Here is a 25,905-nt window from a genome sequence, read left to right on the forward strand (position 1 = left end):
CGTCTCTTTTTCTCTTTATTTTTTATCATTTTGTACGCGTATACCCAAATCATACTATAACTTGTGAAAAGGTGGGACGGAAAGTTTCGCTTTTAGAAATAAATTTCATTTAAAAAAAGGCTAGACAAATAAATAAAATGCGAATATGATGAGTGTATACAAAATTATCAGAAATGTATACAAAAAATATTTTAACGTATACATTCTTTTTTAAACACTATTTGAAAACGTATACAACAAGGGGAGGAAACGAAAATGACAAAACGCGTTGGATTTATTGGACTTGGAATTATGGGAAAACCGATGACGCTCAATTTATTAAAAGCAGGCTTTGAGGTAACGGTTTACGATATTAATAAAGCAGCAGTAGAAGAAGTGAAAGCAGCAGGAGGATTTGGAGCAGAAAGCCTTGCTGAAGTTGCAGTGAACAGCGACGTGATGATCACGATGCTTCCGGCTTCACATCATGTAAAAAGCGTAGTGCTTGGAGAAGAAGGGTTAATTCATAGCGCAAAAGAAGGAAGCGTTATCATCGATATGAGTTCCATTTCGCCGGTAGCATCAAAAGAAATTGCCGCTGAACTTGCACAAAAAGGAATTCACATGCTAGACGCACCTGTTAGCGGAGGAGAGCCCAAAGCAATTGACGGCACGCTTGCGATTATGGTCGGAGGAAATGAACATATCTTTGAAAGCGTTTCACCTATCCTTCATGCGATGGGAGCAGAAATAACGCTTGTTGGAGACAACGGAAGCGGCGTAACGGCTAAGCTTGCAAATCAAGTCATTGTAAACTTAAATATCGCAGCGATGTCTGAAGCACTTGTACTAGCAGCCAAAGCAGGCATTGACGTTGAAAAAATGTATCAAGCGATTCGCGGCGGGTTAGCAGGAAGCGCTGTATTAGATGCAAAAGTACCGCTGATTTTAGACCGCAACTTTGTAGCAGGCGGACGCATTGATATTAACTTAAAAGATATGACAAACGTGATGGAAACGGCTCATGACATTGGCGTACCGCTTCCGCTTTCAAGTCAGCTTGTGGAAATTTTCCATGCGTTAAAAGTAGACGGAAAAGCAAGCGATGATCACGGCGGAATTGTACAGTACTATGAAAAGTTAGCAAACGTTGAAGTGAAAAAGAAGGTGGAAGCATGATTAAACAACAAGAAAAACGCCTTGTAAGCGACGTGTTTAAAAACATTCCAGCGATCGATGAAGCACTTGTGCAAAAAATGCTCGACGAAGAGCTTCTGACGTTTAATCAAAAAATTATTGTACTGGATGATGATCCAACGGGTGTTCAAACGGTTAACGGCATTTCCGTCTATACAGACTGGAGCAAAGAGAGCATTAAGCAAGGATTTTTAGAAGAAAACTCCATGTTTTTTATTCTAACGAATTCACGCGGATTTACCGCTTCTGAAACGGAAAAAGCGCACGCGGACATTGCGGCTGTAATTACAGAAGTGGCTGCTGAAGTAGATAAAGAGTTTTTAATTATCAGCAGAGGTGATTCAACTCTTCGCGGTCACTATCCGTTAGAAACAGAAGTGTTAAAGAAAACGGTTGAACAGCACTCAAACCAAGTGCTTGACGGCGAAGTGATTTTTCCTTTCTTTAAAGAAGGCGGACGATTCACAGTTGATAACATTCACTACGTGCAGGATGAAGACTACTTAGTGCCGGCAGGAGAAACAGAATTTGCAAAAGACCGTACGTTTGGCTACAGTAAGTCTCATTTAGGCGAATGGGTGGAAGAAAAGTCAGAAGGGAAATTCAAAGCAAGTCATACGACGTATATTTCGCTTAGGAGCATCCGTGCACTTGATTTAGTAACGATCACAAATCAGTTAATGGAAGTGAAAGACTTTAACAAAGTCGTTGTGAACGCAGTGGATTATGTAGACGTGAAAGTTGTGACGATTGCGCTTCTTCGGGCTATGAAGCTTGGAAAGCACTTTATGTATCGAAGCGCTGCGGCTCTAACAAAAGTGATGGGCGGCGTGAGCGACAAAGATCTTTTAACAAAAGAAGAGCTCATTAAAGAAAAGTCGTCAAACGGCGGATTAATTATGGTTGGTTCGCATGTTAAAAAAACAACGGAGCAGTTAGAAGAATTAAAGAAATGCAGCTTCATTGAATTTATTGAATTTGATTGTCATCTTGTCTTAGAACCTGAAAAGTTTGAAGAAGAAGTGAACCGTATTATCAATGAAGCAGAGGAGCTTATTTCCAAAGGTCAAACGGTAGCTGTGTATACAAGACGCGAGCGCTTAGATCTTGGTGAAGGTAAAAAAGAAGAAGAGCTTAAATTATCGGTGAAAATTTCAGATGCGGTTACAAGCATTGTTCGCCGCTTGAACGTTCGTCCAAACTTTATCGTTGCAAAAGGCGGCATTACGTCAAGCGATATCGGCGTAAACGGCTTATCCGTAAAGCGCGCGACGGTTGCTGGACAAATCAAGCCGGGCATTCCGGTATGGGTAACGGGAGACGAAAGCAAGTTTCCAGGCATTGCGTACATCATTTTCCCAGGGAACGTTGGAGCCAAAACAACGCTTCGTGAAACGGTTGAATTACTAAGTAAATAGAAAAAAGTGAACGTACGAGGTGCGTTCACTTTAGAAATTATTTGAAAGCGTATACATTATTTGGATGTACGTACATGAAAAATGGTCACACTAAGGGGATGAACATATGAATTCAGTATTCGGATTAAGTCATGAAGCAAGTCTTTTGCTGTATGCGGTTGTATCGATTGTTGGACTGATCTTTTTAATTGCTAAGTTTAAAACAAATCCGTTCGTAGCGCTGATTGTTGCGGCTTTGTTTATGGGTCTTATTTCAGGAATGAAGCTGCCTGATATCGTAACGGCTTTCCAAGAAGGCGTAGCGAGCGTCTTAGGGTTTATCGCGATTGTTCTTGGTCTTGGAACGATGTTAGGCAAAATGATGGCAGAGTCAGGCGGAGCTGAGCGTATTGCCCGCACGTTAATTAAAGTATTCGGTGAAAAGAACGTACACTGGGCCATGATGGTTGTAGCCGTTATTTGCGGGATCCCGGTCTTTTTCCAAGTTGGGGTTGTACTATTAATTCCACTTGTGTTTGTAATTGCCAAGCATACGGGTACGTCACTTATTAAAATTGGTTTATCATTAATTGCCGGTTTAGCCGTTGTTCACAGTTTAGTACCGCCGCATCCGGCAGCGATGCTAGCGGTAGATATCTTTAAAGCAGATTTAGGTAAAACGATTTTGTATTCATTAGTTGTGGCATTTCCAGCTGCAGCCGTGGCAGGTCCTATTTACGGATCGTTCATTTCACGCCGTGTTCACGTAGAGCCAACGGGTGAAATTATGGAGCAGTTCACAGAGTCGAAGCATAAAGACCTTCCTGGCTTCGGAATTACGTTATTCACGATTTTACTTCCAGTACTATTAATGCTTTTAGCAACGATTACTGGGTTCGTTTATCCAGAAACAAGTACGATTCGCTACGTAACAAACTTTATCGGAAGTCCAATCGTAGCGCTGTTAATTTCGCTAGTGTTTGCTTTTTATTCGTTCGGTTTTGCAAGAGGATACAACAAAGACGATTTATTAAAATTCACAAACGAATGTCTTGGACCCGTTGCTTCGATCATTTTAATCATCGGTGCAGGGGGCGGTTTTAACAAAATTTTAACAGCAAGCGGTGTAGGTGACGCGATTGCAGGATTTGCTCAAGATGCACATCTTTCTCCTATCGTGTTAGCATTTGTGATTGCCGGGTTAATTCGTGCAGCAGTTGGTTCAGCAACAGTAGCCATGACCACAGCAGCAGGTATTGTCGCACCAATTGCAGCAACAATGCCAAACGTAAGCCCAGAGCTATTGGTGCTAGCAACAGGCGCAGGTTCTGTGATGCTATCGCACGTAAATGATTCTGGCTTCTGGTTAATCAAAGAATTCTTCAATATGTCAGTGGCCCAAACGTTAAAAACGTGGACAGTGATGGAAACGATTCTATCATTTGCAGCGTTTGCAATGGTTCTTATTTTAGACATTTTTATTTAAAAGAAAAGCGCTGGCTTCAGCGCTTTTTTTGCTTGTTGATATGAAAATATAAGAAATTTCAAATAATGAGAAAAAAAAGACTAGATTTTCCTTATTTCGATAGTATAGAATAGTGATAAAGTAGCAAAAGGGGGTAGATGTATGACAAGTAATGAAAATTATCGAATTAGTTTGACAACAAAAGCACTGGTTCCGGTGAATGATCCTATTTACCGAACGCAGGTGCTAGATGAAGCAGGAGAATACATGCTAAGCAAGACCTGTAAGCAATTATTAGAAGAAGCATGTATTCGAGAATTAAGTACGTTCAATGGTTCTATCGCTGCCGTGCGAAAAATGTTTCCGTACAAACAGCTTACACCTCTTGTCATTAGTCGTTCACAAGCTATCATTGCGTTTCCGACATCTTCACCAAACGACTATAGCTGCGCCTGGATTTTTTCCTCTCATGTTCATACTTCACATACGCTTGCTTCAGTTAGTTCAAATTCTACGGTGATTTACTTCAAAGATGACACGTTCATTACTGTCAAACTTTCCTATTACAGTTTAGAAAAAAAGCTAGCGAGAGCAGCCGTTATTCGAAACTATTGCTTAGAAAGTCAGCTTTTTTTTTCTTAATCTGTTCGTTTTATCAAACGCACTTGTTTACATACGGTCAATATTTTGGTCCCGGTGTGTTGAGAGGAAGCTTAAACAAGCTTCCTCTATCTTATTCTTTTATTCTTGAAGAAGCAGGACCTTTAGTTTTTTACGGGCTGTCTTTCCCCAGTTCTTAACGGCTCCTGTTGATACGTGATATTTGTAAGCAATTTCTTTATAAGAATATCCTTCAAGCAAATATTCTATTACATAGATTTTTTCTCTAGGGGTGAGATGTTCAATATATTGGTTAATTGTATCAGCTTCTAACGGAACAATAGGAGCTGGGTCTTCATTTAACGCAAGTAAATCATATTCAGCAGGAGTTTCTCGTTCTTCACGCAATGCATTTCCTTTTAAATAAGAAAGGATCGTACCGCGCACGGTTGTGTAGGCATAGGCTGAAAAAGAACCTTTGCTTTCATCAAATTTTTGGTGTGCTCTCCATAAACCAATCAAAGCAACCTGATAATATTCATCAAAGTCTTTGTAAATGTGAAATCTCTTAATCATTGACACAATTAATGGATGGAAAGATGAAGCAACTTGATCAAACGAGCTTTTTTGCATATAGCATTCCTTTTTCAAAAACGCGTTTTTGCTGTATTCCGCCGGTATCTCTACTGTACAAGGGACATGTCATATGCGCGAATGAACGTACATTATGTTTTCTTTTTAAGAAACGTGACGTAATTTCCCCGGAAACTTCACGTTTCGCTAGGAAATATGCGAAGTATACGTGTATTTGTAGAGATTTTACGTACGAAAGGTCCCCCATTCCAAATTCTACTAATCTATAATTATTTTTATATCGATGTAGCAACTCTACCATCACCAAAGAGCGGTGATGGTAGAGTTGCTAGACCTAAGCGGCAGTCACCCTCCCTTGCGGGTTTGCGCCTGCCGCATAGGTGAACCTTCTAGGGTACATTCAGTGAAGTATTTTCTTATTGTCCATTTGTTTATTCTATTGAATGTGAGTTTGGTGCAGAGAATATAGTTGTTTTTTTAAAACGGGTAAAGGGGAGATTGAATGAAGGCGATGGTTGGGGTAAATGTGGCGGCGGCTGTTTTGTGCGGGGCAGTGATATATGGAGGGACGCAGCACTGGCAGGAGAGAGCGGAGGCACAAGTTCAAGCAAGTGAAACGAAAGCGAATGTTGTACATAAAGAAAAACAGTTTTCTGATGTGTCTGCTTATACAAGAAATCTTCCAGACTTTATTACAAGGCAAATTGAGTCGGCGATTGCAACTAAAAAACCTTTGACTCTTGTGCTTGCTACTTCTGCGAAGGAAAGCGGATGGCCACAGCAGTTAAAGAAAGAGCTAGAAGCTACATATGGAAGTGATGTATTCACTGTTAAAACACTCTCATACGGCAGCCAAACAACTGGTGAGCTTTTATCCTCACACATTGCGGATCAAATTAATCAACTTCAGCCAAATATTATTTTATTTGAAGCACCTCTTAAAAATGATTATCAGAAGCTTACGTTAGACGATACGCTTAAAAATACAGATGAGGTGATTTATCAGCTTAAAGACTTGAAAAAAACCCTGATCCTTCAGCCGTCCCAACCGTACATTTCACAGACGGAGTCCTATGAAGAAGGCGTAGAAGCTATCAGGGGAGTGGCAGAAAAAAATTGGGTGTATTATCTAAATCATTCGCTCATTTGGCCGTTTCATTTAGGAGAGTATATTAATAAAAATGACGGAAGATTAACAAAAAAAGGAGGTGAAGTGTGGGGAGACTATTTAGTGAATTGGTTCACCGATACTAAAAAAGAGATTAAATAATAGATTTTCTGATGTTATACTAAGCAGCTACTAGGTAAAAATAGCTGAACGAAGCTTTCTATGATAAAGCTAGAAAACTTCATTCACGTTATTGTGTTATTTTACTTTTTTTAAGTGCCTGTTTGCTCTGCTTTTATAATAATAAGAGCCGGTGCTTGGGCATTTATAAAGCGTAATACCAAAAAACTGCAAAGGTGTTTTAATTCGTTTTAAAGAATAAGATAAGGGCATTATGGTCCTCCTGAATAAAATGGATTAATATTACAAAATTTGAGTTAATTATACAAAAAAATCCTCGGTTGGTAAACCTTAATAACGAACAAAATAAAAAAATGTTCTTTATCAGAAACAAAAATGCGTTTTTTCTCTAGAATAATGTCTGTTTTACTGACATAATAGTTTAGGGAGTTTAGTATAATTTTATTAAATTAACGTAAAAAAATAGGTATGAGGGTTATATTGCAACAGAATTTGATTTATAATTAGAAAGGTTGAAAGAAGGGATAAAATGGATATTAATGAAAAAAATGATAGATTGCTTCCTCCAGAATGGATGGCCCTTGTTAAGGAAGCAATGGATTCAAATATAACGAAGAATCAGTTTGAAGAGTTTCTTAAACAAAAATCTCTAGAAAACAAAAGTATACGTAGCAGCAAAAAAACCATTAGAACCTAGGTTCTAATGGTTTTTTTATTATCGTTCTTTATTTTGTTGTAAAAAATCCTTAATTTCTTTGCTAGATAAGCCCAGCTGTTTTGCTTCGTAAATAAGTTGTAGCCATTCTTTATCTAGTTCGTTATCAAATACTTTGTTCAGCTTTTCCATCAAGTCTGCTCCTTTAGTAAAGGAAACTCAGCCATCATAGTGTAAAAACCGTAGATCTGTAGTTTTGCGTCCTAACTTTTCAATTAGTTTGCCTTTTTCTGTAGTAATATAATTTAAGTTATATTTTACTATATTTAGTCTGTAAAAACATGTAAAAAATAAGTTTTTGAGACTGAGTTTCCGTTATTTTAAGCATCTTCAAAAGCATTCCATTCCCTATGCGAGACTTTTCGTATAAATATTTTTTCTTTATATTCCAATATTGTAATCGTATACATAAAACTATTATGTTAGATAACCTAACACATGAGTTGAACGATTCAGAAAATTCATATATCTTAAATATATCTTTAAAGATGCATAGAAAATATATCTTTGAAACAAGCAGGTATAGACGCCAGGGGAGGAATGGAAGATGCAAAAAAAGAAACTCGTATTGATTGGAAATGGAATGGCTGGAGTTCGAGCGATTGAAGAAGTATTGAAGGTTTCAAACGAAGCGTTTGAAATTACGATTTTCGGAAGCGAGCCGCATCCGAACTATAATCGTATTTTGTTATCAAAAGTGCTGCAAGGGGATACAAATGTTGAAGACATTACGTTAAACGATTGGAACTGGTATCAAGAAAACAATATTACATTATATACAAATGAAACGGTTACGAGTATCGATTCGATCAAAAAAGAAGTAGCGACAAACAGCGGCAGAGTAGAATCGTATGATGAGTTGATTTTAGCAACGGGCTCTCTTCCTTTTATTCTTCCGATTCCAGGGTCTGATAAAAAAGGAGTTACTGCTTTTCGAGATATAAAAGATACGGATGAAATGCTGCAGGCCTCTCAGCAGTATAAAAAAGCAGCGGTTATTGGAGGCGGACTGCTTGGATTAGAAGCGGCGCGCGGACTGTTAAATCTAGGGATGGATGTATCTGTGATTCATTTAGCTCCGTATTTAATGGAACGTCAGCTCGATCCAACAGCGGGCAAATTGCTTCAAAACGAATTAGAAAAACAAGGCATGAAGTTTTTGCTTGAAAAACAAACGGCGGAAATCGTCGGCGATGAGCGAGTTGAAGGATTATCTTTTAAAGACGGTGCGTTTTTAGAGGCTGATTTGGTCGTGATGGCAGTCGGAATTAAACCAAATGTCCAGCTTGCAAAAGAAGCGGGACTTAATGTAAACCGAGGAATTGTCGTGGATGATTATATGCAAACGGATATTCCAAACATCTACGCGGTTGGAGAATGTGCAGAGCATAGAGGAATGGTATACGGACTGGTGGCACCTTTGTATGAACAAGGAAAAGCATTAGCAAAAGCGATTTGCGGGGCAGAAAAAGTGCCTTATGAAGGATCGGTTTTATCCACGCAGCTAAAAGTATCAGGTGTTGAAGTGTTCTCAGCAGGAGACTTCACGGAAGATGAAGAGAAAAAAGCGATCAAAGTGTTCGATGAACAAGACGGCATTTATAAAAAGCTTGTTTTGCGAGGCAATCAAATTGTAGGAGCCGTTCTTTTTGGAGACAGCAGCGACGGAAATCGACTGTTTTCAATGATTCAAAAGCAAGAAGATGTATCCGATGTCGCAAAAGTTTCGATTTTACAGCCATCTGGCGGTAATGCGGGTGAAAGCTTAGTAGCAAGCATGAGCGCCGATGATATTATTTGCGGCTGTAACGGCGTCACAAAAGGTACGATTGTGGAAGCTATCCAAAAACAAGGATGCTCATCGGTTGATGAAATCAAAGCTTGTACAAGTGCCTCTCGCTCTTGCGGAGGATGTAAACCGCTTGTAGCGGAAGTGCTTCAGCATACTCTTGGCGCTGACTTTGACGCGGCAACTCAAAAAGAAGCGATTTGCGGCTGTACGACTCTGTCACGAGATGAAGTTGTGGAAGAAATCAAAGCAAAAGGACTTTCGCATACGCGTGAAGTGATGAATGTGCTCGGATGGAATAATGAAGAAGGCTGTTCAAAATGCCGTCCGGCTCTGAACTATTATTTAGGTATGGTGAATCCGACCGGATACGTTGATGAACGCGAATCACGATTTGTGAATGAACGCATGCACGCAAATATTCAAAAAGACGGCACGTATTCTGTTGTTCCTCGCATGTACGGAGGCGTCACAAATGCAGAAGATTTACGAAAAATTGCAGATGTTGTTGATAAATATGAAATTCCCCTCGTAAAAGTGACGGGTGGTCAGCGTCTTGACTTGTTTGGTGTTAAAAAAGAAGATTTGCCTAGCGTATGGGAAGAATTAGATATGCCTTCTGGCTACGCGTACGGCAAGTCGCTGCGGACGGTGAAAACATGCGTCGGCGAACAGTTTTGCCGTTTTGGCACGCAGGATTCAATGGGCGTTGGAATTGCGCTTGAGAAAAAATTTGAAGGACTATGGACGCCTCATAAAGTGAAAATGGCTGTATCCGCTTGTCCAAGAAGCTGTGCTGAGTCAGGTATTAAAGATATTGGCTTTATTGGAATTGACGGAGGCTGGGAAATTTACGTGGGCGGAAATGGAGGTACGCATCTTCGCGGCGGAGATTTGTTGTATAAAGTAAAAACAGACGAAGAATTGATGGACATCACAGGAGCGTATTTGCAGTATTACCGAGAAACGGCTAATTACTTAGAGCGTACGTCTGCATGGATTGAGCGCATGGGACTTTCACAAATTCAATCAGTGCTTGATGACGCCCAGACGAGAAGAGAGCTGAATATGCGTATGGACGAAGCGTTATCTACGTACCGTGATCCTTGGAAAGAAATCGTCGAAAGCAAAAAAACGAAAAAAGAGCTGTTCGAAACAGTTGTCACATCATAATGCTGGGGGGAAATAAAGATGGTGAATAAAAACATTACAAAAGTATGCGTAGGATCGATTCATGATTTTCCGGTAAGCCTGGGTAAAACAGTGAAAGCAAACGGAAAAGAAATTGCGGTGTTTAAGCTATCAAGCGGAAAAATACGGGCAATTGAAAATCGCTGTCCGCATAAAGGCGGAGTGCTAAGTGAAGGAATCGTGAGCGGCGACTCGGTGTTCTGTCCGATGCACGACTGGAAAATTTGCCTGCATGACGGTAACGTGCAAGAGCCTGACAGTGGCTGTGTAGACACGTACGAAGCGTCTGTTGAAGGAGATTTGCTGTATCTTTTAATTGAAGAATAAGTAACGTGGCGCGTTGATTTTCAACGCGCCACAAAAATTCAAGGGGACACACTAAAAGGAGCGAAGCAAAAATGAGAACAGGAAAAGTGTACATTGTAGGAGCCGGACCAGGAGATCCAGATTTGCTAACGATAAAAGCAGCCAAATGTTTAGAAAAAGCAGACGTTATTTTATATGACCGACTAGTGAACCCTGTTCTTCTTCAGTATGCAAAAGAAGGAGCCGAACTCGTCTACTGCGGGAAAAAGCCTGGTGATCACTGCGTTTCTCAAGAGGATATTCATGATTTGCTTGTATGCTACGCAAGAAAAGGAAACACCGTCGTGCGGTTAAAAGGCGGAGATCCGTTTATTTTCGGAAGAGGCGGGGAAGAAGCAGAAGTGCTCGTTCAAAACGGAATTCCGTTTGAAGTCGTTCCAGGTATTACAGCAGGCATCGCGGCACCGGCCTATGCTGGAATTCCTGTGACGCATCGTGAGCTCAGCCGTTCGTTTGCCGTTGTGACGGGACACTGTTTGAGCGGCAAGCCGGAAAGTATTCGCTGGGAGCATTTAGCAAAAGGAGTTGATACGCTTGCGATTTATATGGGCGTTAAAAACTTACCGTATATTTGCCGTCAGCTTTTAGACGCGGGGAAAAGCGCAGGTACGCCAGTCGCTCTTATTGAACAAGGCACGTCGGTTTATCAGCGCACGGTTACAGGAACGCTTGGCACAATTGTAGATACGGCTGCGGAGCAGCAAGTCAGCAATCCCGCGATGATTGTGATTGGTGAAGTGGTGAAGCAAGCTTCTGTTCTTTCGTGGTTTTTGGAAAAAAGAGAAGAAAAAGTATGCGTCTAGTATGAATAAAAGGAGGAAACGCTTTTGTTTAAGAATTCACTGCAGTCAATGAATGAGTTAGCCCGCGAAAAAACGAAGCTTGTGAATGATCATTTACCGAGTTATTTGCTGTTAGCTGTACTAGCGGGTGCTTACGTGGGACTTGGCGTTATATTAGCTCTATCGGTAGGAGCGCCTTTAGCTTCTGCTTCTTTACCGGTCATTTCTCTTGTGATGGGGTTATCTTTTGCTGTTGCTCTCCTGCTTGTTGTATTTGCAGGAGCTGAATTGTTTACGGGGAATCATATGGTTTATACGGTCAGTACGCTATCAGGAGTCACCACATGGAAAGATACGTTCAAAAACTGGACGTGGTGTTTTATCGGAAATGCGATAGGAGCGTTTGGGCTTTGTTTGTTAATTACGGGAACCGGTTTGTTTAAAGGAATTGAACCGAATCATTTACTCATGACGCTGGCAGCTAAAAAAATGAATTTGCCGGTCAGTGAATTGTTTTTTCGCGGCATCCTTTGCAACTGGCTTGTTTGTCTGGCGATTTGGACCGCTTCGCGCACTAAAAGTGATGCAGCAAAGATCATGCTTATTTTTTGGATGCTGTTTGCATTTGTTGCTTCAGGATACGAGCACAGCGTGGCAAATATGACGTTTCTTAGTCTGGCTTTATTGCTTCCGCATCCCGATGCGATTTCGGCTGCTGGGCTATTTCATAATTTAATTCCTGTTACACTTGGAAACATCGTAGGGGGAGGACTGTTTGTAGGAAGCATTTACTGGTTTGTGAATGCTAGGCAGCTAAAAGAAGTTAAAAAACAGCCGGCTGCTCTCTCAGCTGATTTGGATTCTGCTAAACTGTCTAAATAGCAAAAAAACCGCTCTTTGTACCATATAGTCTGCTTTTAAAGCTATCATCACGGTATTTTAGAGCGGTTTTCTTCTATATAATATAAACTGCTTAAAGCGTATTCACATCTATACGTATCGAACAAGCAGTATTGTTCTTCATTTTATAGAAACAGGATGTCTGTGAGAATTGAATCCGAACAGATTCTGTTGAAATGAATGTGTGAGGGTGCAGATATCATCGAAGAGGCAGAGGGCATCTTAGAATTTTAATGTTGTTTGGCATTTTATGCTCTTTTTGAGCTTCCTTAAAGCAGTTGTACATTGCTTTGCTGCCTAAATGATTAGCGGAGTGAATCGTGATTCGATCGGCATATAAATGGTGTTTTACCATAAAATGCACGAGCATTAATCCATTCCGTGTCTTGCTGAGTAAATCGTGATCGAGTGACAAATGTTCAACCTCGAATGATCTTAGCAGATCAATACATTCGTCAATCGTTTCGGCTAAAACATGACCGTCAGGGCACTTGCGATAGTCGTCTAGAAAAACATTGATTTTCATGACTGATTCTCCCTTCCTTGCCTTGTATTTAGTGTAACATACATAATGTCATATACCTACCTAAGTCTATTCGACACGTTTTAAGCTATTCCTTCTTAAATAGGGGTAAAAACACGAATTTTTATCATTATTTGCATATTCACGGCGAATAAACAGGAAATAAGGAAAGAGATGTCGAACGAAAAATCAATAGAGAGACAGTTTAAACTGGAAATTAACTTTTTTTATTTTGTGATCTTTGTTTAACAAAGTCATTTAAATCCCAGATTTGACAAGGGATGGAAAAGGTTTAATGAATAAAAGATTGTGAGAAAAAAACGATAATTTGCGATTTTTTTAAAATAAATTGGAAATTTCTCTTTACGAAAAAGATGTTTGGGACGTATAATTTGATTTAAGGATTTTTTGGAACATAGTATGACAATATGACAAAAAAGAAAAGTAAGGTGAATAGAATGGGTAAGTTATTTAGTATCGGTGAAGTATTAATTGATATGATTCCAGCTCAAAAAGGTCTTCAATTGAAAGAAGTGGAATCGTTTACGCGTGTGCCAGGCGGAGCGCCGGCAAACGTTGCAGCAGTTGTTGCTACATACGGTAATGAGTCAGCGCTTATTACAAAAGTTGGAGAAGATGCGTTTGGAGACTTTCTAGTAGATACGCTTCGTGAAGTAGGAGTAGGTACTGATATGGTCTATCGTACAGAAGAAGCAAACACAGCTTTAGCTTTCGTTTCTCTGCGTGAAGATGGAGAAAGAGATTTCAGCTTCTATCGTAATCCTTCAGCAGATTTATTGTTAACGGAAGACGAAATTAACCCTGATTGGTTTGCAAGCAACGATCTTCTTCATTTCTGTTCGGTTGATTTAGTTGAAAGTCCTATGAAATACGCTCATATGAAAGCGATTAAAAGCATGAAAGAAAAAGGTGGAGTTATCAGCTTTGATCCAAATGTACGTCTTCCACTGTGGAAAGACCATGAGCTATGCCGTCAAACGATTTTAGAATTTATTCCTCAAGCGCACATTGTCAAAATTTCAGACGACGAGCTAACGTTTATCACAGGCATTGAAGATGAACAGCAAGCGATTCAGTCTCTATTTACAGGTGACGTTCAAGTAGTCGTGTTCACAAAGGGTGCAGAAGGCGCAACGCTTTATACAAAAGAAGCTGTCTATGAATCAAACGGTTACAAAGTAGCGGTTGTTGATACAACAGGTGCAGGAGATGCGTTTATTGGCGGATTCCTTTATCAGCTATTAAGCCGCGATGTGTCACAAGAAAACTTAACGGCTATTCTTGACTCAGACCACGATGCTATTTTGCGCTTTGCCAATGCAAGCGGTGCCTTAACGACAACTGGAAAAGGTGCGATCAGCTCCATTCCAGCCAAAGAAGTAGTCGAGCAATTTTGTAAGCCTGTAGCTAACTAAAATGAAAAGGCTTTATCTCTTCTTATTTTCAATCAGCAGAGGCGCTAGTTTCTGCTGATTGCAGATCACATAAGAGGAAAAAGCGAGCTGCGGAGCGAAAAGAAAAAAATTTTTTCTGTTTTTAAAAAATAATCAAAAAAATTTCTAGCTAAATAATAAATGTTCGTGTTAGTATAATACGAGCAGCAGGAAATAGCAGTTTTACCACCATTTATGAAAACGTTATATATTTTTATCGATGTAGAAAATTTGATAGGACTAAAGAGCAGTCCTATCAAATTTTCTAGACCTAAGCGGATGATGCCCCCCTTGCGGGGTAGGCATCATCCGCATAGGTGAACCTTTGGGGGAATATTCGAGGGGGAACAAGTCTGTAGCCCTTGGTGAAAGAAAAGCAGTAAGTTATTACGTACTACGTACATAGATTAGAAATAGGAAAGTAGGTTAAGAGAAAGATGGATATTTTGCTAGGTGTTCTTCCTTCCGTTGCGTGGGGAAGCATGATTTTAGTTAGTATGAAGATGGGCGGTGGACCTTACAGTCAAACGCTTGGAACAATTATTGGAGCTTTGATTCTTTCATTTGTTCAGTTTATGATTGTTCAGCCGGTGTTAACGCCAACGCTTGTTATTGTCGGAATTGTTTCAGGTTTGTTTTGGTCAGTAGGTCAAAGTAATCAGTTTAAAAGTGTTCCATACCTTGGGGTTTCAAAGTCAATGCCAATTTCAACGGGTATGCAATTAGTATCAACAGCTCTTTTTGGTGTTATTGTATTTAAAGAATGGTCAACGCTTCAAACGATTGTGCTTGGATCTATTGCGATTCTTTTAATACTAGCAGGCGTTGTGCTTTCTTCATTAGACGGTAAAAAAGAAGGAGCACAAGGGACTCCAGGACAAACGAAAAAAGGAGTTATCACTCTTATCATTTCAAGTCTTGGATTCTTAGTTTACGTAGTTATCGCACGTATTTTCAACGTAGACGCATGGGCAGCACTATTCCCGCAAGCAATTGGTATGTTAATTGGCGGTTTAATCATTACATACAAACATAAGCCATTTAACAAATATACGATTCGTAATATCTTACCAGGTCTAATCTGGGCATCTGGAAACATGTTCTTATTCTTATCTCAATCAAGACTAGGCGTAGCAACAAGTTTTTCATTATCGCAAATGGGTATTGTTATTTCAATTTTTGGCGGTATTGTCTTCTTGGGAGAAAAGAAAACAAAGCGTCAATTGTTCTATGTATCTCTTGCGAGTGTGCTGATTATTTCAGGCGGTATTTGTATCGGCCTCGCAAAAGCCCACGCTTAATATATCGATGTAGAAAAACCCCCATGGCTAGAGTGCAGCCATGGGGGTTTTTCTAGACCTAAGGTTTTGAGGCACCCCTTGCGGGGTAGCCTCAAAACCTTAGGTAAAGTCAAATTCAAAGTCAAATCCATAGTGCTCTTGGAGATTTCCAAGCTGTACGTTTGTGTGAGTGTTTCTCGTTCTTAAGTATGATTGTTTTTCATTCTTTGTTAGGAAGCTGTTTGGTGTGAAATGGCTTATAGTAGTAGGAAAGGATGGGGGAGAGGCTATGATTAAGAGTATTTATGAGACGCATGTACAGGTTCGGAGTTTGGAGGATTCGATTGAGTTTTATAGACATCTTGGGCTGACGTTTGTTCATAAAATTGAAGAGCGGCGCTGTGCTTTTTTCTTTGTTGGGGAACAAAAGCAAATGCTTGGTCTTTGGGAAACAGACGAAAAAGAGTTGAAAAGAAGTCACTTTGCTTTTGGAATTGAAGCCGCAGATATTCATGAAGCGTTAACGTGGCTGTGTTCAAAAGGTATTGAACCTGAAGAAACGTCGTTTGGAAAGCCGCAGACAGAGCCAATTGTTCATACGTGGATGCCGGCGGCTTGCGTGTACTTTAATGACCCTGACGGTAACAGCTTGGAGTTAATTACGCTTTTGAATGATGAGCCTGTCGTATCTAAGGATTTTCCGTATTTAAGTGAATGGAACATGAAACAGCAGTGAAAACTGCTGTTTTTTTGTGTATCATAAACGTAAGATTGACATAATAATGAACATATAATATATTTGTTTATAAATTAATAAACAAAATAGAAAGGTGTCTATTTAAATGGTAAACGACTTGTTTTGGGAATCATCTTTTGAAGATATGAAAAAAGGATACGGGGAAAGCGAAGATCACTACCACTGCTTACTGTGCGGTGAAAGTATTGAAAAAGGCATTATTTATCCGGTGGAAGGTGTTTTTTATGAAGCAAAACGCTATATGAAGCTTCATGTAGAACAGCAGCACGGATCTGTGTTTCATCATTTAATAGGGCTAGATAAAGAGGTAACCGGTCTTTCTGATCATCAAAAAAATTTAGTGAAGTTTTTTAAAGAAGGAAAAAGCGATAGTGATATTCAAAAAGAAATGGGAATCGGCAGTTCATCCACCATTCGGAATCACCGCTTTACGTTAAAGAAAAAAGAGCGTCAGGCAAAAGTGTTTTTAACGCTGATGGAACTGTTAAATGAAGGGGAAGAAGAGAAGGCGGTACCCGTAACAAATACTGCGACTAGAAGAAGTCAGCGCTACAGCGTCAGTGATGAAGAGCGTGAAAAGATTTTAGCGAAGAATTTTCCTCAAGGTTTAAACGGACCGCTTCGTACTTTTCATTTGCAAGAAAAACACCGTCTTGTTGTTCTTGAAGAATTAAGCGGGCATTTTGAGTTTGGCGCAACGTATACCGAAAAAGAAGTAAATGATAGGTTAACACCTTTTTATGACGACTATGCGGTGCTGCGACGCTATTTAATTGAGTACGGGTTCTTAGAGCGCAGCGCAGACGGAAGCAGCTACTGGAGAAAAGGAGAGACAGAGATGAGTATGGACTCAAAAGACTATAAAAAACAAATGAAGCAGCTAGCGAAAGAAGTAAAAACAGAAGGCGGCGTGTATCAAATTAAAAACCTTCACAACGATAAGATTTATATTGGCTCTACGCCTAACATCAAAACGTTAAACGGCGTAAAGTTCACGTTAAAGACGAACACTCATCAAAATAAAGAGCTTCAAGATGAGTGGAATACGTATGGTGCGGATGCTTTTTCAATTGAGATGCTGGAAACGATTAAAAGAGAAGAAGAAAAAGCACTTTCAAAAAAGGATTTGCTAAAACTAGAAGCGAAATGGTTAGAGAAGCTGCAGCCTTACGGCGAAAAAGGCTATCATTCGCCGAAAGCTGATACAAAGGAGAAATAGGTGTGAAGAATCAAGATGTGAAAAGTGAAGTAGTGGAATCAGAAAAATCCGTCAGTAAGCTGATGCTTGTGTTTTTGATTCCGCTCATGTTAAGTAATGCCATGCAGTCCGTTGGGCAGCTGGCAGGAAGTATTATTGTCGGAAGAGCGCTTGGCGTTGATGCGTTAGCCGCTATTTCCGCTTTTTTTCCTCTGTTTTTTCTGCTCGTGTCGTTTTCGATTGGAATTGGTTCAGGAAGTTCCATTTTAATCGGGCAAGCGTACGGGGCACAAAATGAAAAACGAGTGAAAGAAATTATCGGTACCACGCTCACGTTTACCTTTTTAGTCGGAATTGTGCTTGCTGTTTTGGGAAGCATATTTGCTCCGGATATTCTTCGGATTATGGGAACGCCGGCTAATATTATTGACGTAACGGTTCACTATGCGCGCATTTTGTTTGTGGCAATTCCTGTTTTGTTTTTATACTTTGTTTATACGACGTTTATGCGCGGAACCGGAGACTCTAAAACGCCTTTTTACTTTTTAGTTGTGAGTACGGTCTTAAACCTCATTTTTCTTCCGATTTTAATTTTTGGATGGATCGGAGTGCCAAAGCTTGGCGTATACGGCGCTGCGTACGCAACGGTGTTTTCAACCGTATTAACGTTCATTATTATGATCATTTATTTACGCAAGAAAAATCATCCGCTAAAGTTTGACTCATCTATTTCATTAAAAATGGACGGAACGCTGTTAAAGCTGCTTATGCGTTTAGGAATTCCCGCGAGTATCAATATGATTTTAGTTTCTCTTTCTGAAATTGCGGTTATTACGTTCGTAAACGGATTTGGCTCAGACGCTACAGCGGCCTACGGAGCGGTGAACCAAGTAGCGAGCTATGTACAAATGCCGGCAATCAGCTTAGGAATTGCGGTTTCTATTTTTGCGGCGCAGTCGATTGGTGCCAATAAATTTGAGCGTTTAAAAGAAGTGATTCGCTCTGGAATTATGCTGAATTATGTTATTGGCAGCGTGTTGATTTTATTTATTTATCTCTTTTCCAATCAAATTTTAGCGCTGTTTTTAACTAGTCAGCATACGCTCCATATTGCCGAAGAGCTGTTAGTGATCACGCTTTGGAGCTATTTGATTTTCGGCCATGCGCAAATTATTACCGCTACGATGCGAGCAAGCGGTACAGTGCTTTGGCCTACGGTATTTAGTATTATGGCGATTTGGTGTGTGGAAGTACCCGTAGCCTACGTGTTATCGCAGTTCACGTCTCTTGAAATCAAAGGGATTTGGATTGGATATCCAGCGGCGTTTGTTGTCAGCTTAATCCTGCAGTACAGCTATTATCAATTTGTATGGAAGAAAAAGAAAATTGAACGTCTTGTCGGATAAAAAACGAGCGGAAACGCTCGTTTTTTATTTTTTCTAATTAAAACACCCTTAGCAAAGAGTTTTAATAGGATAGTGCATATAACTTTTTAATGAAAAGAGGGTATGACACTATGAGTAAATCTGGATTTGTACCGGATAATTCAAATATTAAAAAAAGCTCAGGAACGCCTAATCTGTCAGTGAATTATAAGCAAAACGTCCTGTTCAAACGAAACGATCAAAATATAGCGTATCAGCTAACCTCAACTCAGCTGCCGGCCATGCTCGGAGGTGCGTTTGTTGATTTATATATGACGAAAGGGCATATGAGAGAGCCGCACTGGCATCCAAACGCGTGGGAATTAGATGTCGTCGTTTCAGGTGAAGTGCAGGTGTCTGTCTTGGACCCTGATACAAGCAGCATGCACAATTACCGAATAAAAGAAGGCGAAGTTGTTTTTATACCGATGGGCTGGTGGCATTGGATCGAACCGCTATCGGAAGAAGCGCATCTGCATCTTTTTTTTAACAACGATCAATTTGAGTCTACAGAAGGATCCGACGTGCTGCGCTTAACGCCTCCTATTGTGTTTCAAAAAGCATACGGAGTAAGCGCAAATGAAGTAGCAGAAGCCGTTGCTCCGATTACGGATACGGTTGTGATTGGGCCGCCTCATGATCATTCTTTTTATCAAAAGAGCTATCTCAAGGATGAACGGGATGAAAGAATTGTGGTTAAAATAAATGAAAAAGTGGTGCCTGCTGAAGATAAGTAATATAAAAAACCATTGAGCCTGCGGTCAATGGTTTTTTTGATAAGTTTTATAAAAACAGCTCGCTGCGTTCTAAGTGCTTATACAGCCGCGTTGTGACTTGTTTTTGATTCCATTCGTTTTGCGGAAATTGCTGCTTGTCTACGTGAGCAACGGCCGGCTTGTAGGTTTTTTGAATCCGTTTGATATCATTAAAGGTTGCGTTGGTTTCAATGTGATCAGCCAGCGTAAATACAAGAGAATGCAGCTTTGTAACATTGGGAATCGTAGCTGCTTGGCTGAAAATGGCTTTCGCGACGGACAGCTGTCTTTCATGCGCCGTAAAGACGTCTTGTTCATTCCGCTCCTTTAAATAAACAAGTGCTTCTTTTCCGTTAAGGCGAATCGCTCCTTTTGGAAAAACAATGTTGCTGTGTTCAAAAGCACGTTTGTTTGTGACGATAATGCCGCCTAATTTATCTACAGCATCGACGACTGACTGCTGATCCATTTTGACATAATAATCAACAGGAAGCTTTGCATACGTTTCGACTTTCTTTACAACAGCATTCATATTTCCTTGGTGATAAATAGTTCGCAGGGTTTCATTGCCGAGCTGAGTTGACCCTGGCAAGTGGGTCATCTTTATTGATTCATGCTGCTTATTAACAGTCATATACACAAATGACGTATTTGGATGGTTTTCTTGAATTAAAAGCAGGGAAAACGGTTGTCCTTTTTTTAAATTGACATGTGTTTTGTTACCATGCTCAAGCGGTACATATGTTTGATCAACGGCAGCTTTCACCGTATGATAGCCTGCAAATGTGATGCTGACAAAACTGACGAGTAAAAACAGTACGAGACCGCCAATCCACTCTTTTTTTGCTTTGCTGCTCATCGTCTCACCTTTTTTCTATCGAAGTCGTTCGTAGTATTGCCATCTTAAAAGGGGAGTAAAACAAATGAGCGCTATTTTTATTGCGTATCTTGCTTTTTCTTGGCGTAGGTTTTGAGTTCTGTAATTAAGATTGCTTGTTCTTCCACATCGTTAAACGCTTCAATGCCATAAAGGTATTCGGTGTGCCGTTTTTCTTTCCACACGCAAAGTCCAGTAATATGGATCGGTTTTTCATTTAAATAAAAGCTGATTTTTAGCTGAATTTGATGGTTAAAAATAGGTAAATCAAGCGGCGTAATTATTTTGATTCCTTTTGGTGAAAGGTCGATAACAGACAAAGGACCTGGCTTAGAATCGATTTCTTTGTTGTCGTATTTAGCAATGGAAAACGTTCCAACAATGGGGGTCTCAAATAAAAAGCGAAACGGTTCTTCACGTTTAAAATGCATGTATCATCAGTCCTTTTCGTAATCTAAGTTTGTTAAGTAAGTATTCGATGAAAGTCTAAAAATTCCTACACGTTTTTCCCCATCCCCCATATAATGTTTATCGATGTAGAAAATCTACCATGGCCATAGACCGGCCATGGTAGATTTTCTAGACCTAATCGTAGGCGATCCCCCTTGCGGGGTTGATCGCCTACGATTAGGTGAACCTTTGTGGGAGGATTCGAGAGGTCTGGGGTAGCGCATACTGTTTGTAAGTACTGTTGCATTATTAAATAGTGGATACACTAGTAGAGCTTTTATAAAATAAGGGCATAATAACTTGCTTTTATAGTATCGGAAGTTTTGTTTGAAACTTTAAATAGCGAGGAAAAGGTTTTGAAAAAAGCGCTACGCTAGAGTTGGATTGTATGTTAGAATTAAACTTTGTGAAGTAGCTGTATTACAAGTCAGCGTTCCTTCAACTAATTAGGAGGTGAGATGAATGGGCACTGATGACCCCATTTCGATGAAGGTTACTGCAAAACAAGATAGGGGCAACAAAGGTGTATGTGTTCCTCTCATTTCAACGAAGGAAAATACTCCTTAATGCCTCAATGATGTGAGGTGAAAAATCAATGATTAAAACATACTTATATGATGATGAAACAAAAGAAATGGTAACGAATCTTGATTTAGGAGACGTGCATGAAAAATTGCGCAATCCTGATAATTTGCTGTGGATTGATCTGTATGATGTCCACGGACAAGAGCTTGCTCAAATTGCTAAATTATTCGATTTTCACCCATTGGCGATTGAAGACTGCTTACACGACAGTCCTCGCGCTAAAATGGATGATTACGAAGACTATAAATTTTTCGTTTTTCACGCCCTTCGCTATAACGAAGAAAGTGATGACGAGATTACGACGCTTGAGTTAAATGCCTTTGTCGGATCAAATTACGTAGTGACGATTCATAAACATAAAATGGGCTGGCTTCGCAAAATGGATGCTGTGTGCTCACGCTATCCAAAGTTTATGAACCGCGGCGCCGACTTTTTGCTATATGCTTTGATTGATGGCATCACGGACGAATATTTTCCGATTTTAGACCGAATTGACATGCGTATTGATGAATTAGAAGATGAAATCTACAACAAAGAAGTCCGCGGAGTGACGGAAGAGTTCTTGGCGTTAAAAAGAACGATTATCTTAATCCGTCGCGTTATTCTGCCTCAGCGCCGAATTTTCTTAACGGTTAATGGAAAGTGGAAATTCGACATACGAGAAGAAAATGTTCCTTTCTACATTGACTTGCTTGACCACTTAGAGCGTATTGTAGACTCTGCCGAAACGTTTAGAGACCTCGTAAACAGTGCGCTTGATACGTATTATTCTATTACCAATGCAACTTCATCTGAAAAGCTGAATGTCTTAACGTTAATTTCAACGATTATGCTTCCGCTAACGTTCGTAACCGGATTTTTTGGAATGAACGTACCGATTCCATATCAAAATTCCCACTGGGCTACTGCTGTTATTATTGTTATGTTAATTGTGTTAACGTGGGGAATGTGGAAATACTTTAAAAACAAACAGCTGTTATAACAAAAAGGCACTTGGCTATAAGCCAAGTGCCTTTTTCTTTCTTTATTTTGTCACCGTTTTTGTTGTTGCTTTACTCGTATTGTTCGCTTTGTCTTTTGCCGTTACGCTTAAAACTGTTTTTTCTTTTTGTTTTTTAATTTTTACTGAGTATTGTCCTTTGCTGTTAGCAGCAGCAGAGCCAATGCTTTTTTTGTTTACGATTGCTGTTACGGTAGCATTTGCTTCTGCTTTACCCGTTACAGCCGTGCTTTTTGTTGTGACAGCATTTACGCTTGGTGCAGCAGGGGGTGTTTTATCACTTACTTTTACAGTCGTAGCTTTACTTGTGTTGTTAGCTGCGTCTGCTGCTGTTACGCTGATTGCTGTACCCGCTTTTTGTTTTTTAATCGTTATGCTGTACTGACCTTTTGCGTTAGCTTTTGCTTTGCCGATTTCTTTGTTGTTCACTTTGGCTACAACAGATGCATTTGCTTCTGCTGTTCCTTTAATAGCTGTATCCGCGTCGCTGACTGGATTCACTTTAGGTGCATTTGGAGCAATAACGTCACGCACCGTTACTTTTAATTCTTCACTTTCTTGTTTTTGGCTGTTTGTAGCCGTGATGTACAAGACTGTGTTTTCTTTTTGTTTTGGAATTTTTACTTTGAACGCGCCTTTTGCGTCAGCTTTTCCTGAAGCAATCACTTTCTTAGCGCTGTTTTTAACATTTACCGTAAAATTCGCTTTAGATGTTCCTGTTACGTATTCATCTTTATTCGTCACGGCTTTTACCGCTGGTTTGGCAGGTGCTTTTTGAACAACTGCACGAATGCTTGTGCTTGCTTTTCCGTTTGTGACAACCACTTGTAAAACGGTATCAGCTTTTTGAGCTGGAATGTTCACAGAGAACGTATTTTTTGCATCAGCTTTGGCAGTGCCAAGTGTTTTTGAGCCGTTCATTACTTTAACAGTTGAACCGCTTTGAGCTTTACCTGTAACAACTTTTTGCGTGCTGACAAATGTATTTACCTGCGCTTGCAGCTGCTGTGCACTTACCGCGCTGTACGCATTTAAACGTCCCCATCCTGATACGTAATCGTAGCCTGGAGCAGGAGGTTCTGCTGGACTTTCTTCGTCATCATATACAGGAGCATCTTTCTCGTCAAACTTAATATCTTTAGCTGTATCCGTTAGGCGTTTTTCAACGTCTTTTGGCTTTAAGCCTGGGTTTTGGGACAGTAATAATCCCGCAACGGCTGCCACGTGAGGTGTCGCCATTGATGTTCCGCTTAAATAAGTAACGTTTCCGTCTGGAACAAGACTTGGAATATCAGAGCCTGGAGCTGTAATATCTAATCCTTTTCCATAGTTTGAGTAGTCAGATACGATATCTAAACGGTTTGATGCGCCTACTGAAATCGCATAGGCAGATGAAGCAGGGTAAGAGAGCTCTTCCATACCGTCGTTTCCACTTGCTGCTACAACCGTTACGTTATGGTCGTATGCATATTTTAATGAATATTCAAGCACGCGGCTGTAAGATCCGCCAAGGCTTAAGTTAATAACTTTTGCACCGTGATCAACCGCGTATTTAATACCGTACGCAATTTGTTCTGTATCTCCGCTTCCAGATGCGTCTAGAATTTTAACCGGTAAAATTTTCGCATGAGAATTAATGCCGGCCATTGAATAGTTATTGTTTGCAGAGGCTGCGATAATACCTGCTACGTGAGTTCCATGTCCATTGTCATCAGTTGCATTCGACGAACGATCCACGTAGTTGTATCCAGTCTTTGTATCCACTACGCCTTTTAAATCAGCTAGTGATGAATCGACGCCCGTATCCGCAACAGCAATAACCGTATCTTTTAATTTTTGCCCGTTTAGTAATTTTTCAAGTGATTCGTATTGAATATCGGCATGCTGCGTACCGTCATTTTTACCCGTGTTATTTAATGACCATTGATACGGATATTGTGAATCCATTGAAAGAGCGTGGTACTCTTGAACCGGCTCGATAAATTCAGTTTCAGGAAGTGCCTGAATTTGTTTTGCCGTCATTTTACCTTGAGCAGACGACGTGCTGAAGCTTTTTCCATTGCTATCATCTAATTGAATAACAAACATATTATCAAAAGAAGCAGCTGATTGTTTTAATGGATTAATAGATTCAATGCTTGCTGATTTTGACTGTGCTTTTGTTTTAAATGACTTTGCATTTGCACCATCTTTTAATTTAACAATATAGCGAGTTTCCGCTTTTGTTGAAACGCTGTTTGCGCTGACTAATTTAGCTCTTACTAATACAGACGATACGTTTAAGTCCGTTACGTCTTTTAATTTTGTCTGTGCTGCTACTTTTTCTAAGTCTTTCTTTAAAGCAGCCGGAACAGATTTATAAGCGATGTTGTATAAATCATTGATTGCTTTTTGATCAGCACTTGTAATCATATATGTGCTTGATGCGCCGTTTTTCGCTACATCTGTAAATAGACCCTTTAGCTGAACTAAATCTTTGTATACTTGTTCGCGCATCGATTTATCGATGATCATTTTAGAGCTGATAAACGGAGCGGCTTTGTAGTAAAGAGAAGAAAGGTCTTTTCCGCTTGCTGTTTTTGAAAGCACAGCGTCACGAATCGTACGCAAATCTTTTAAAATACCTTTTCCGTTTTCTTTTTGGCTTGTACTTAATTCAGCCGGGCATTCTTCTTCCATCATTTGAGAAGGAGGAAGTGAAGCGCCTTCATAGCTGATTGTATATGGAACTTCTGTTTTTTCTTCCGGCTGTGGTTCTGGAGAAGCTGAACCATCTTCCGCATCTTCTTCAATCATGTCGTCTTCGCTTCCATAATACTCAACTTTCACATAATAAGGGCCAGTCCAAGCGATTGGAAAATCAAGCTGAGCAGGCTCGTCTTTGTAAGAGTATCCCATATAACGGTCAAATGCCACGTTGTTTTTGGCATTTTCAAGGCTAGAGTAAACCGTGATGTTTACTTCATCATCACTTTGAAGCTTAATTCGGTAGTGTGAAAACTTTGCTACCTCTTGCTTAGAAGGATTAATTTTGTACCAATGTGTTTGTTCTGGTTCTGTAAATGTTCCTTTTGCTGCTTTACCAATGCTTAATGTTTTTTCATTAGCAGGAGGATTGCCTGCTGCTTGTGTTTTCAGTAAGCCTAATTGGCTAAAACACAAGGTGAACATTAAAGCAAAAGCAATAAAACGATAAATTGACCCTTTTTTCATGTTAAACCTCCAAAAAAATATAGTAAAAAACAGGAATTACATACCTATTAAACCATAAAGTTTAAAAACTTGTAAATAATTACTGTTGCTTATTTTAGTATTTTGTCAAGTTATTAATCTCGCATAAAAAATGGTGAGATAAGTCCTAGTTGCAAAAAGTAGAAA

Annotated in this window: 24 protein-coding genes and 1 riboswitch; of the genes, 17 read left to right on the forward strand and 7 right to left on the reverse strand. The window is 39.9% G+C overall.

Going from position 1 to position 25,905, the window contains the following annotated elements; all coding sequences use genetic code 11:
* Nucleotides 1-255 precede the first annotated feature (255 nt).
* The 4 genes from garR (at nt 256) to ACMX9J_RS16255 (ending at nt 4,680) form a co-directional block, all read left to right on the forward strand.
* Nucleotides 256-1,158 carry a 2-hydroxy-3-oxopropionate reductase gene (garR, locus tag ACMX9J_RS16240; protein ID WP_028414246.1) on the forward strand — a complete coding sequence of 301 codons (903 nt, stop codon included), beginning with the start codon at nt 256-258 and terminating at the stop codon, nt 1,156-1,158.
* Nucleotides 1,155-2,594, forward strand: a complete 1,440-nt coding sequence (locus ACMX9J_RS16245; protein ID WP_416226011.1) for a four-carbon acid sugar kinase family protein — start codon at nt 1,155-1,157, stop codon at nt 2,592-2,594. Before garR ends, ACMX9J_RS16245 begins: the two co-directional genes overlap by 4 nt.
* Nucleotides 2,595-2,700: 106 nt before the next feature.
* Complete coding sequence (locus ACMX9J_RS16250) at nt 2,701-4,059, forward strand: gluconate:H+ symporter (RefSeq protein ID WP_416226012.1); 1,359 nt, start codon at nt 2,701-2,703, stop codon at nt 4,057-4,059.
* Between the two features lie 141 nt (nt 4,060-4,200).
* Nucleotides 4,201-4,680, forward strand: a complete 480-nt coding sequence (locus tag ACMX9J_RS16255; RefSeq protein ID WP_416226013.1) for a competence protein ComK — start codon at nt 4,201-4,203, stop codon at nt 4,678-4,680.
* A 99-nt stretch (nt 4,681-4,779) separates the two neighbouring features.
* Here the strand turns inward: ACMX9J_RS16255 and ACMX9J_RS16260 are convergent, their stop codons facing one another.
* Nucleotides 4,780-5,271 carry a sigma-70 family RNA polymerase sigma factor gene (locus ACMX9J_RS16260; protein ID WP_098966404.1) on the reverse strand — a complete coding sequence of 164 codons (492 nt, stop codon included), beginning with the start codon at nt 5,269-5,271 and terminating at the stop codon, nt 4,780-4,782.
* A gap of 463 nt (nt 5,272-5,734) precedes the next feature.
* On the opposite strand from ACMX9J_RS16260, the gene ACMX9J_RS16265 reads away from it, so the two are divergent.
* Nucleotides 5,735-6,502 carry an SGNH/GDSL hydrolase family protein gene (locus ACMX9J_RS16265; protein WP_416226014.1) on the forward strand — a complete coding sequence of 256 codons (768 nt, stop codon included), beginning with the start codon at nt 5,735-5,737 and terminating at the stop codon, nt 6,500-6,502.
* A gap of 96 nt (nt 6,503-6,598) precedes the next feature.
* Here the strand turns inward: ACMX9J_RS16265 and ACMX9J_RS16270 are convergent, their stop codons facing one another.
* Nucleotides 6,599-6,733, reverse strand: a complete 135-nt coding sequence (locus ACMX9J_RS16270) for a hypothetical protein (protein WP_014461171.1) — start codon at nt 6,731-6,733, stop codon at nt 6,599-6,601.
* A gap of 277 nt (nt 6,734-7,010) precedes the next feature.
* On the opposite strand from ACMX9J_RS16270, the gene ACMX9J_RS16275 reads away from it, so the two are divergent.
* Nucleotides 7,011-7,178, forward strand: coding sequence for an anti-repressor SinI family protein (locus ACMX9J_RS16275; protein ID WP_014461170.1), 168 nt, complete (start codon nt 7,011-7,013; stop codon nt 7,176-7,178).
* A gap of 18 nt (nt 7,179-7,196) precedes the next feature.
* Here the strand turns inward: ACMX9J_RS16275 and sinI are convergent, their stop codons facing one another.
* The gene (gene sinI / locus ACMX9J_RS16280) at nt 7,197-7,328 is read right to left on the reverse strand and encodes a DNA-binding anti-repressor SinI (RefSeq protein WP_014461169.1); all 132 of its coding nucleotides are present in this window, start codon (nt 7,326-7,328) and stop codon (nt 7,197-7,199) included.
* An 18-nt stretch (nt 7,329-7,346) separates the two neighbouring features.
* Nucleotides 7,347-7,431, reverse strand: a riboswitch (cyclic di-GMP riboswitch).
* Between the two features lie 312 nt (nt 7,432-7,743).
* Between sinI and nirB the strand changes: the two genes are divergently transcribed.
* The 4 genes from nirB (at nt 7,744) to ACMX9J_RS16300 (ending at nt 12,206) form a co-directional block, all read left to right on the forward strand.
* On the forward strand, nt 7,744-10,158 hold the full coding sequence (nirB, locus tag ACMX9J_RS16285; protein ID WP_416226015.1) for a nitrite reductase large subunit NirB: 2,415 nt from the start codon (nt 7,744-7,746) through the stop codon (nt 10,156-10,158).
* A gap of 18 nt (nt 10,159-10,176) precedes the next feature.
* Nucleotides 10,177-10,503 carry a nitrite reductase small subunit NirD gene (nirD, locus tag ACMX9J_RS16290; protein ID WP_047751458.1) on the forward strand — a complete coding sequence of 109 codons (327 nt, stop codon included), beginning with the start codon at nt 10,177-10,179 and terminating at the stop codon, nt 10,501-10,503.
* Between the two features lie 71 nt (nt 10,504-10,574).
* Complete coding sequence (cobA, locus tag ACMX9J_RS16295; protein ID WP_416226016.1) at nt 10,575-11,345, forward strand: uroporphyrinogen-III C-methyltransferase; 771 nt, start codon at nt 10,575-10,577, stop codon at nt 11,343-11,345.
* Nucleotides 11,346-11,369: 24 nt separating this feature from the next.
* A complete protein-coding gene (locus ACMX9J_RS16300; protein ID WP_416226017.1) occupies nt 11,370-12,206 on the forward strand; it encodes a formate/nitrite transporter family protein in 837 nt (278 codons plus the stop codon).
* A 217-nt stretch (nt 12,207-12,423) separates the two neighbouring features.
* On the opposite strand, the gene ACMX9J_RS16305 is transcribed toward ACMX9J_RS16300, so the two are convergent.
* Nucleotides 12,424-12,750 (reverse strand): cyclic-phosphate processing receiver domain-containing protein, encoded by a 327-nt coding sequence (locus ACMX9J_RS16305; protein ID WP_057241663.1) that lies wholly within the window; start codon nt 12,748-12,750, stop codon nt 12,424-12,426.
* Nucleotides 12,751-13,205: 455 nt separating this feature from the next.
* Between ACMX9J_RS16305 and ACMX9J_RS16310 the strand changes: the two genes are divergently transcribed.
* From ACMX9J_RS16310 to ACMX9J_RS16335, 6 genes are all read left to right on the forward strand, one after another.
* The gene (locus tag ACMX9J_RS16310) at nt 13,206-14,183 is read left to right on the forward strand and encodes a carbohydrate kinase family protein (RefSeq protein WP_048020222.1); all 978 of its coding nucleotides are present in this window, start codon (nt 13,206-13,208) and stop codon (nt 14,181-14,183) included.
* A 455-nt stretch (nt 14,184-14,638) separates the two neighbouring features.
* Nucleotides 14,639-15,502, forward strand: coding sequence for a GRP family sugar transporter (locus ACMX9J_RS16315; protein WP_014461163.1), 864 nt, complete (start codon nt 14,639-14,641; stop codon nt 15,500-15,502).
* A gap of 268 nt (nt 15,503-15,770) precedes the next feature.
* Nucleotides 15,771-16,217 carry a VOC family protein gene (locus ACMX9J_RS16320; protein ID WP_416226018.1) on the forward strand — a complete coding sequence of 149 codons (447 nt, stop codon included), beginning with the start codon at nt 15,771-15,773 and terminating at the stop codon, nt 16,215-16,217.
* A 106-nt stretch (nt 16,218-16,323) separates the two neighbouring features.
* Nucleotides 16,324-17,457: a DUF2087 domain-containing protein gene (locus ACMX9J_RS16325; protein WP_416226019.1), complete on the forward strand. Its 1,134-nt coding sequence runs from the start codon at nt 16,324-16,326 to the stop codon at nt 17,455-17,457.
* 62 nt (nt 17,458-17,519) lie between these two features.
* Nucleotides 17,520-18,842, forward strand: a complete 1,323-nt coding sequence (locus ACMX9J_RS16330; RefSeq protein ID WP_226313320.1) for an MATE family efflux transporter — start codon at nt 17,520-17,522, stop codon at nt 18,840-18,842.
* 110 nt (nt 18,843-18,952) lie between these two features.
* Nucleotides 18,953-19,597 carry a cupin domain-containing protein gene (locus ACMX9J_RS16335; protein WP_416226020.1) on the forward strand — a complete coding sequence of 215 codons (645 nt, stop codon included), beginning with the start codon at nt 18,953-18,955 and terminating at the stop codon, nt 19,595-19,597.
* Between the two features lie 46 nt (nt 19,598-19,643).
* On the opposite strand, the gene ACMX9J_RS16340 is transcribed toward ACMX9J_RS16335, so the two are convergent.
* Entirely contained in the window at nt 19,644-20,474 is an 831-nt protein-coding gene (locus ACMX9J_RS16340) for an LCP family protein (protein WP_416226021.1), read from the reverse strand.
* A 77-nt stretch (nt 20,475-20,551) separates the two neighbouring features.
* Entirely contained in the window at nt 20,552-20,923 is a 372-nt protein-coding gene (locus tag ACMX9J_RS16345; RefSeq protein WP_034270461.1) for a PilZ domain-containing protein, read from the reverse strand.
* Nucleotides 20,924-21,537: 614 nt separating this feature from the next.
* Between ACMX9J_RS16345 and corA the strand changes: the two genes are divergently transcribed.
* On the forward strand, nt 21,538-22,509 hold the full coding sequence (corA, locus tag ACMX9J_RS16350; protein WP_013055874.1) for a magnesium/cobalt transporter CorA: 972 nt from the start codon (nt 21,538-21,540) through the stop codon (nt 22,507-22,509).
* Nucleotides 22,510-22,551: 42 nt separating this feature from the next.
* Here corA and ACMX9J_RS16355 read toward each other — a convergent pair whose 3' ends face one another.
* Nucleotides 22,552-25,740 (reverse strand): Ig-like domain-containing protein, encoded by a 3,189-nt coding sequence (locus tag ACMX9J_RS16355; RefSeq protein WP_416226022.1) that lies wholly within the window; start codon nt 25,738-25,740, stop codon nt 22,552-22,554.
* Nucleotides 25,741-25,905 lie beyond the last annotated feature (165 nt).

The organism is Priestia sp. RMT2NF4 (assembly GCF_047872835.1).
GTDB classification, from domain to species: Bacteria; Bacillota; Bacilli; order Bacillales; family Bacillaceae_H; genus Priestia; species Priestia zanthoxyli.

What these genes read in the sequence shown, in the direction of transcription:
- sinI (WP_014461169.1), bottom strand. Translation starts at nt 7,328, where the DNA reads ATGGAAAAGCTGAACAAAGTATTTGATAACGAACTAGATAAAGAATGG.
- ACMX9J_RS16315 (WP_014461163.1), top strand. Translation starts at nt 14,639, where the DNA reads ATGGATATTTTGCTAGGTGTTCTTCCTTCCGTTGCGTGGGGAAGCATG.
- ACMX9J_RS16355 (WP_416226022.1), bottom strand. Translation starts at nt 25,740, where the DNA reads ATGAAAAAAGGGTCAATTTATCGTTTTATTGCTTTTGCTTTAATGTTC.
- nirD (WP_047751458.1), top strand. Translation starts at nt 10,177, where the DNA reads ATGGTGAATAAAAACATTACAAAAGTATGCGTAGGATCGATTCATGAT.
- ACMX9J_RS16310 (WP_048020222.1), top strand. Translation starts at nt 13,206, where the DNA reads ATGGGTAAGTTATTTAGTATCGGTGAAGTATTAATTGATATGATTCCA.
- cobA (WP_416226016.1), top strand. Translation starts at nt 10,575, where the DNA reads ATGAGAACAGGAAAAGTGTACATTGTAGGAGCCGGACCAGGAGATCCA.
- ACMX9J_RS16340 (WP_416226021.1), bottom strand. Translation starts at nt 20,474, where the DNA reads ATGAGCAGCAAAGCAAAAAAAGAGTGGATTGGCGGTCTCGTACTGTTT.
- garR (WP_028414246.1), top strand. Translation starts at nt 256, where the DNA reads ATGACAAAACGCGTTGGATTTATTGGACTTGGAATTATGGGAAAACCG.
- ACMX9J_RS16270 (WP_014461171.1), bottom strand. Translation starts at nt 6,733, where the DNA reads ATGCCCTTATCTTATTCTTTAAAACGAATTAAAACACCTTTGCAGTTT.
- ACMX9J_RS16245 (WP_416226011.1), top strand. Translation starts at nt 1,155, where the DNA reads ATGATTAAACAACAAGAAAAACGCCTTGTAAGCGACGTGTTTAAAAAC.
- ACMX9J_RS16250 (WP_416226012.1), top strand. Translation starts at nt 2,701, where the DNA reads ATGAATTCAGTATTCGGATTAAGTCATGAAGCAAGTCTTTTGCTGTAT.
- ACMX9J_RS16255 (WP_416226013.1), top strand. Translation starts at nt 4,201, where the DNA reads ATGACAAGTAATGAAAATTATCGAATTAGTTTGACAACAAAAGCACTG.
- corA (WP_013055874.1), top strand. Translation starts at nt 21,538, where the DNA reads ATGATTAAAACATACTTATATGATGATGAAACAAAAGAAATGGTAACG.
- ACMX9J_RS16335 (WP_416226020.1), top strand. Translation starts at nt 18,953, where the DNA reads ATGAGTAAATCTGGATTTGTACCGGATAATTCAAATATTAAAAAAAGC.
- ACMX9J_RS16275 (WP_014461170.1), top strand. Translation starts at nt 7,011, where the DNA reads ATGGATATTAATGAAAAAAATGATAGATTGCTTCCTCCAGAATGGATG.
- ACMX9J_RS16330 (WP_226313320.1), top strand. Translation starts at nt 17,520, where the DNA reads ATGCTTGTGTTTTTGATTCCGCTCATGTTAAGTAATGCCATGCAGTCC.
- ACMX9J_RS16345 (WP_034270461.1), bottom strand. Translation starts at nt 20,923, where the DNA reads ATGCATTTTAAACGTGAAGAACCGTTTCGCTTTTTATTTGAGACCCCC.
- ACMX9J_RS16320 (WP_416226018.1), top strand. Translation starts at nt 15,771, where the DNA reads ATGATTAAGAGTATTTATGAGACGCATGTACAGGTTCGGAGTTTGGAG.
- ACMX9J_RS16260 (WP_098966404.1), bottom strand. Translation starts at nt 5,271, where the DNA reads ATGCAAAAAAGCTCGTTTGATCAAGTTGCTTCATCTTTCCATCCATTA.
- ACMX9J_RS16305 (WP_057241663.1), bottom strand. Translation starts at nt 12,750, where the DNA reads ATGAAAATCAATGTTTTTCTAGACGACTATCGCAAGTGCCCTGACGGT.
- ACMX9J_RS16325 (WP_416226019.1), top strand. Translation starts at nt 16,324, where the DNA reads ATGGTAAACGACTTGTTTTGGGAATCATCTTTTGAAGATATGAAAAAA.
- nirB (WP_416226015.1), top strand. Translation starts at nt 7,744, where the DNA reads ATGCAAAAAAAGAAACTCGTATTGATTGGAAATGGAATGGCTGGAGTT.
- ACMX9J_RS16265 (WP_416226014.1), top strand. Translation starts at nt 5,735, where the DNA reads ATGAAGGCGATGGTTGGGGTAAATGTGGCGGCGGCTGTTTTGTGCGGG.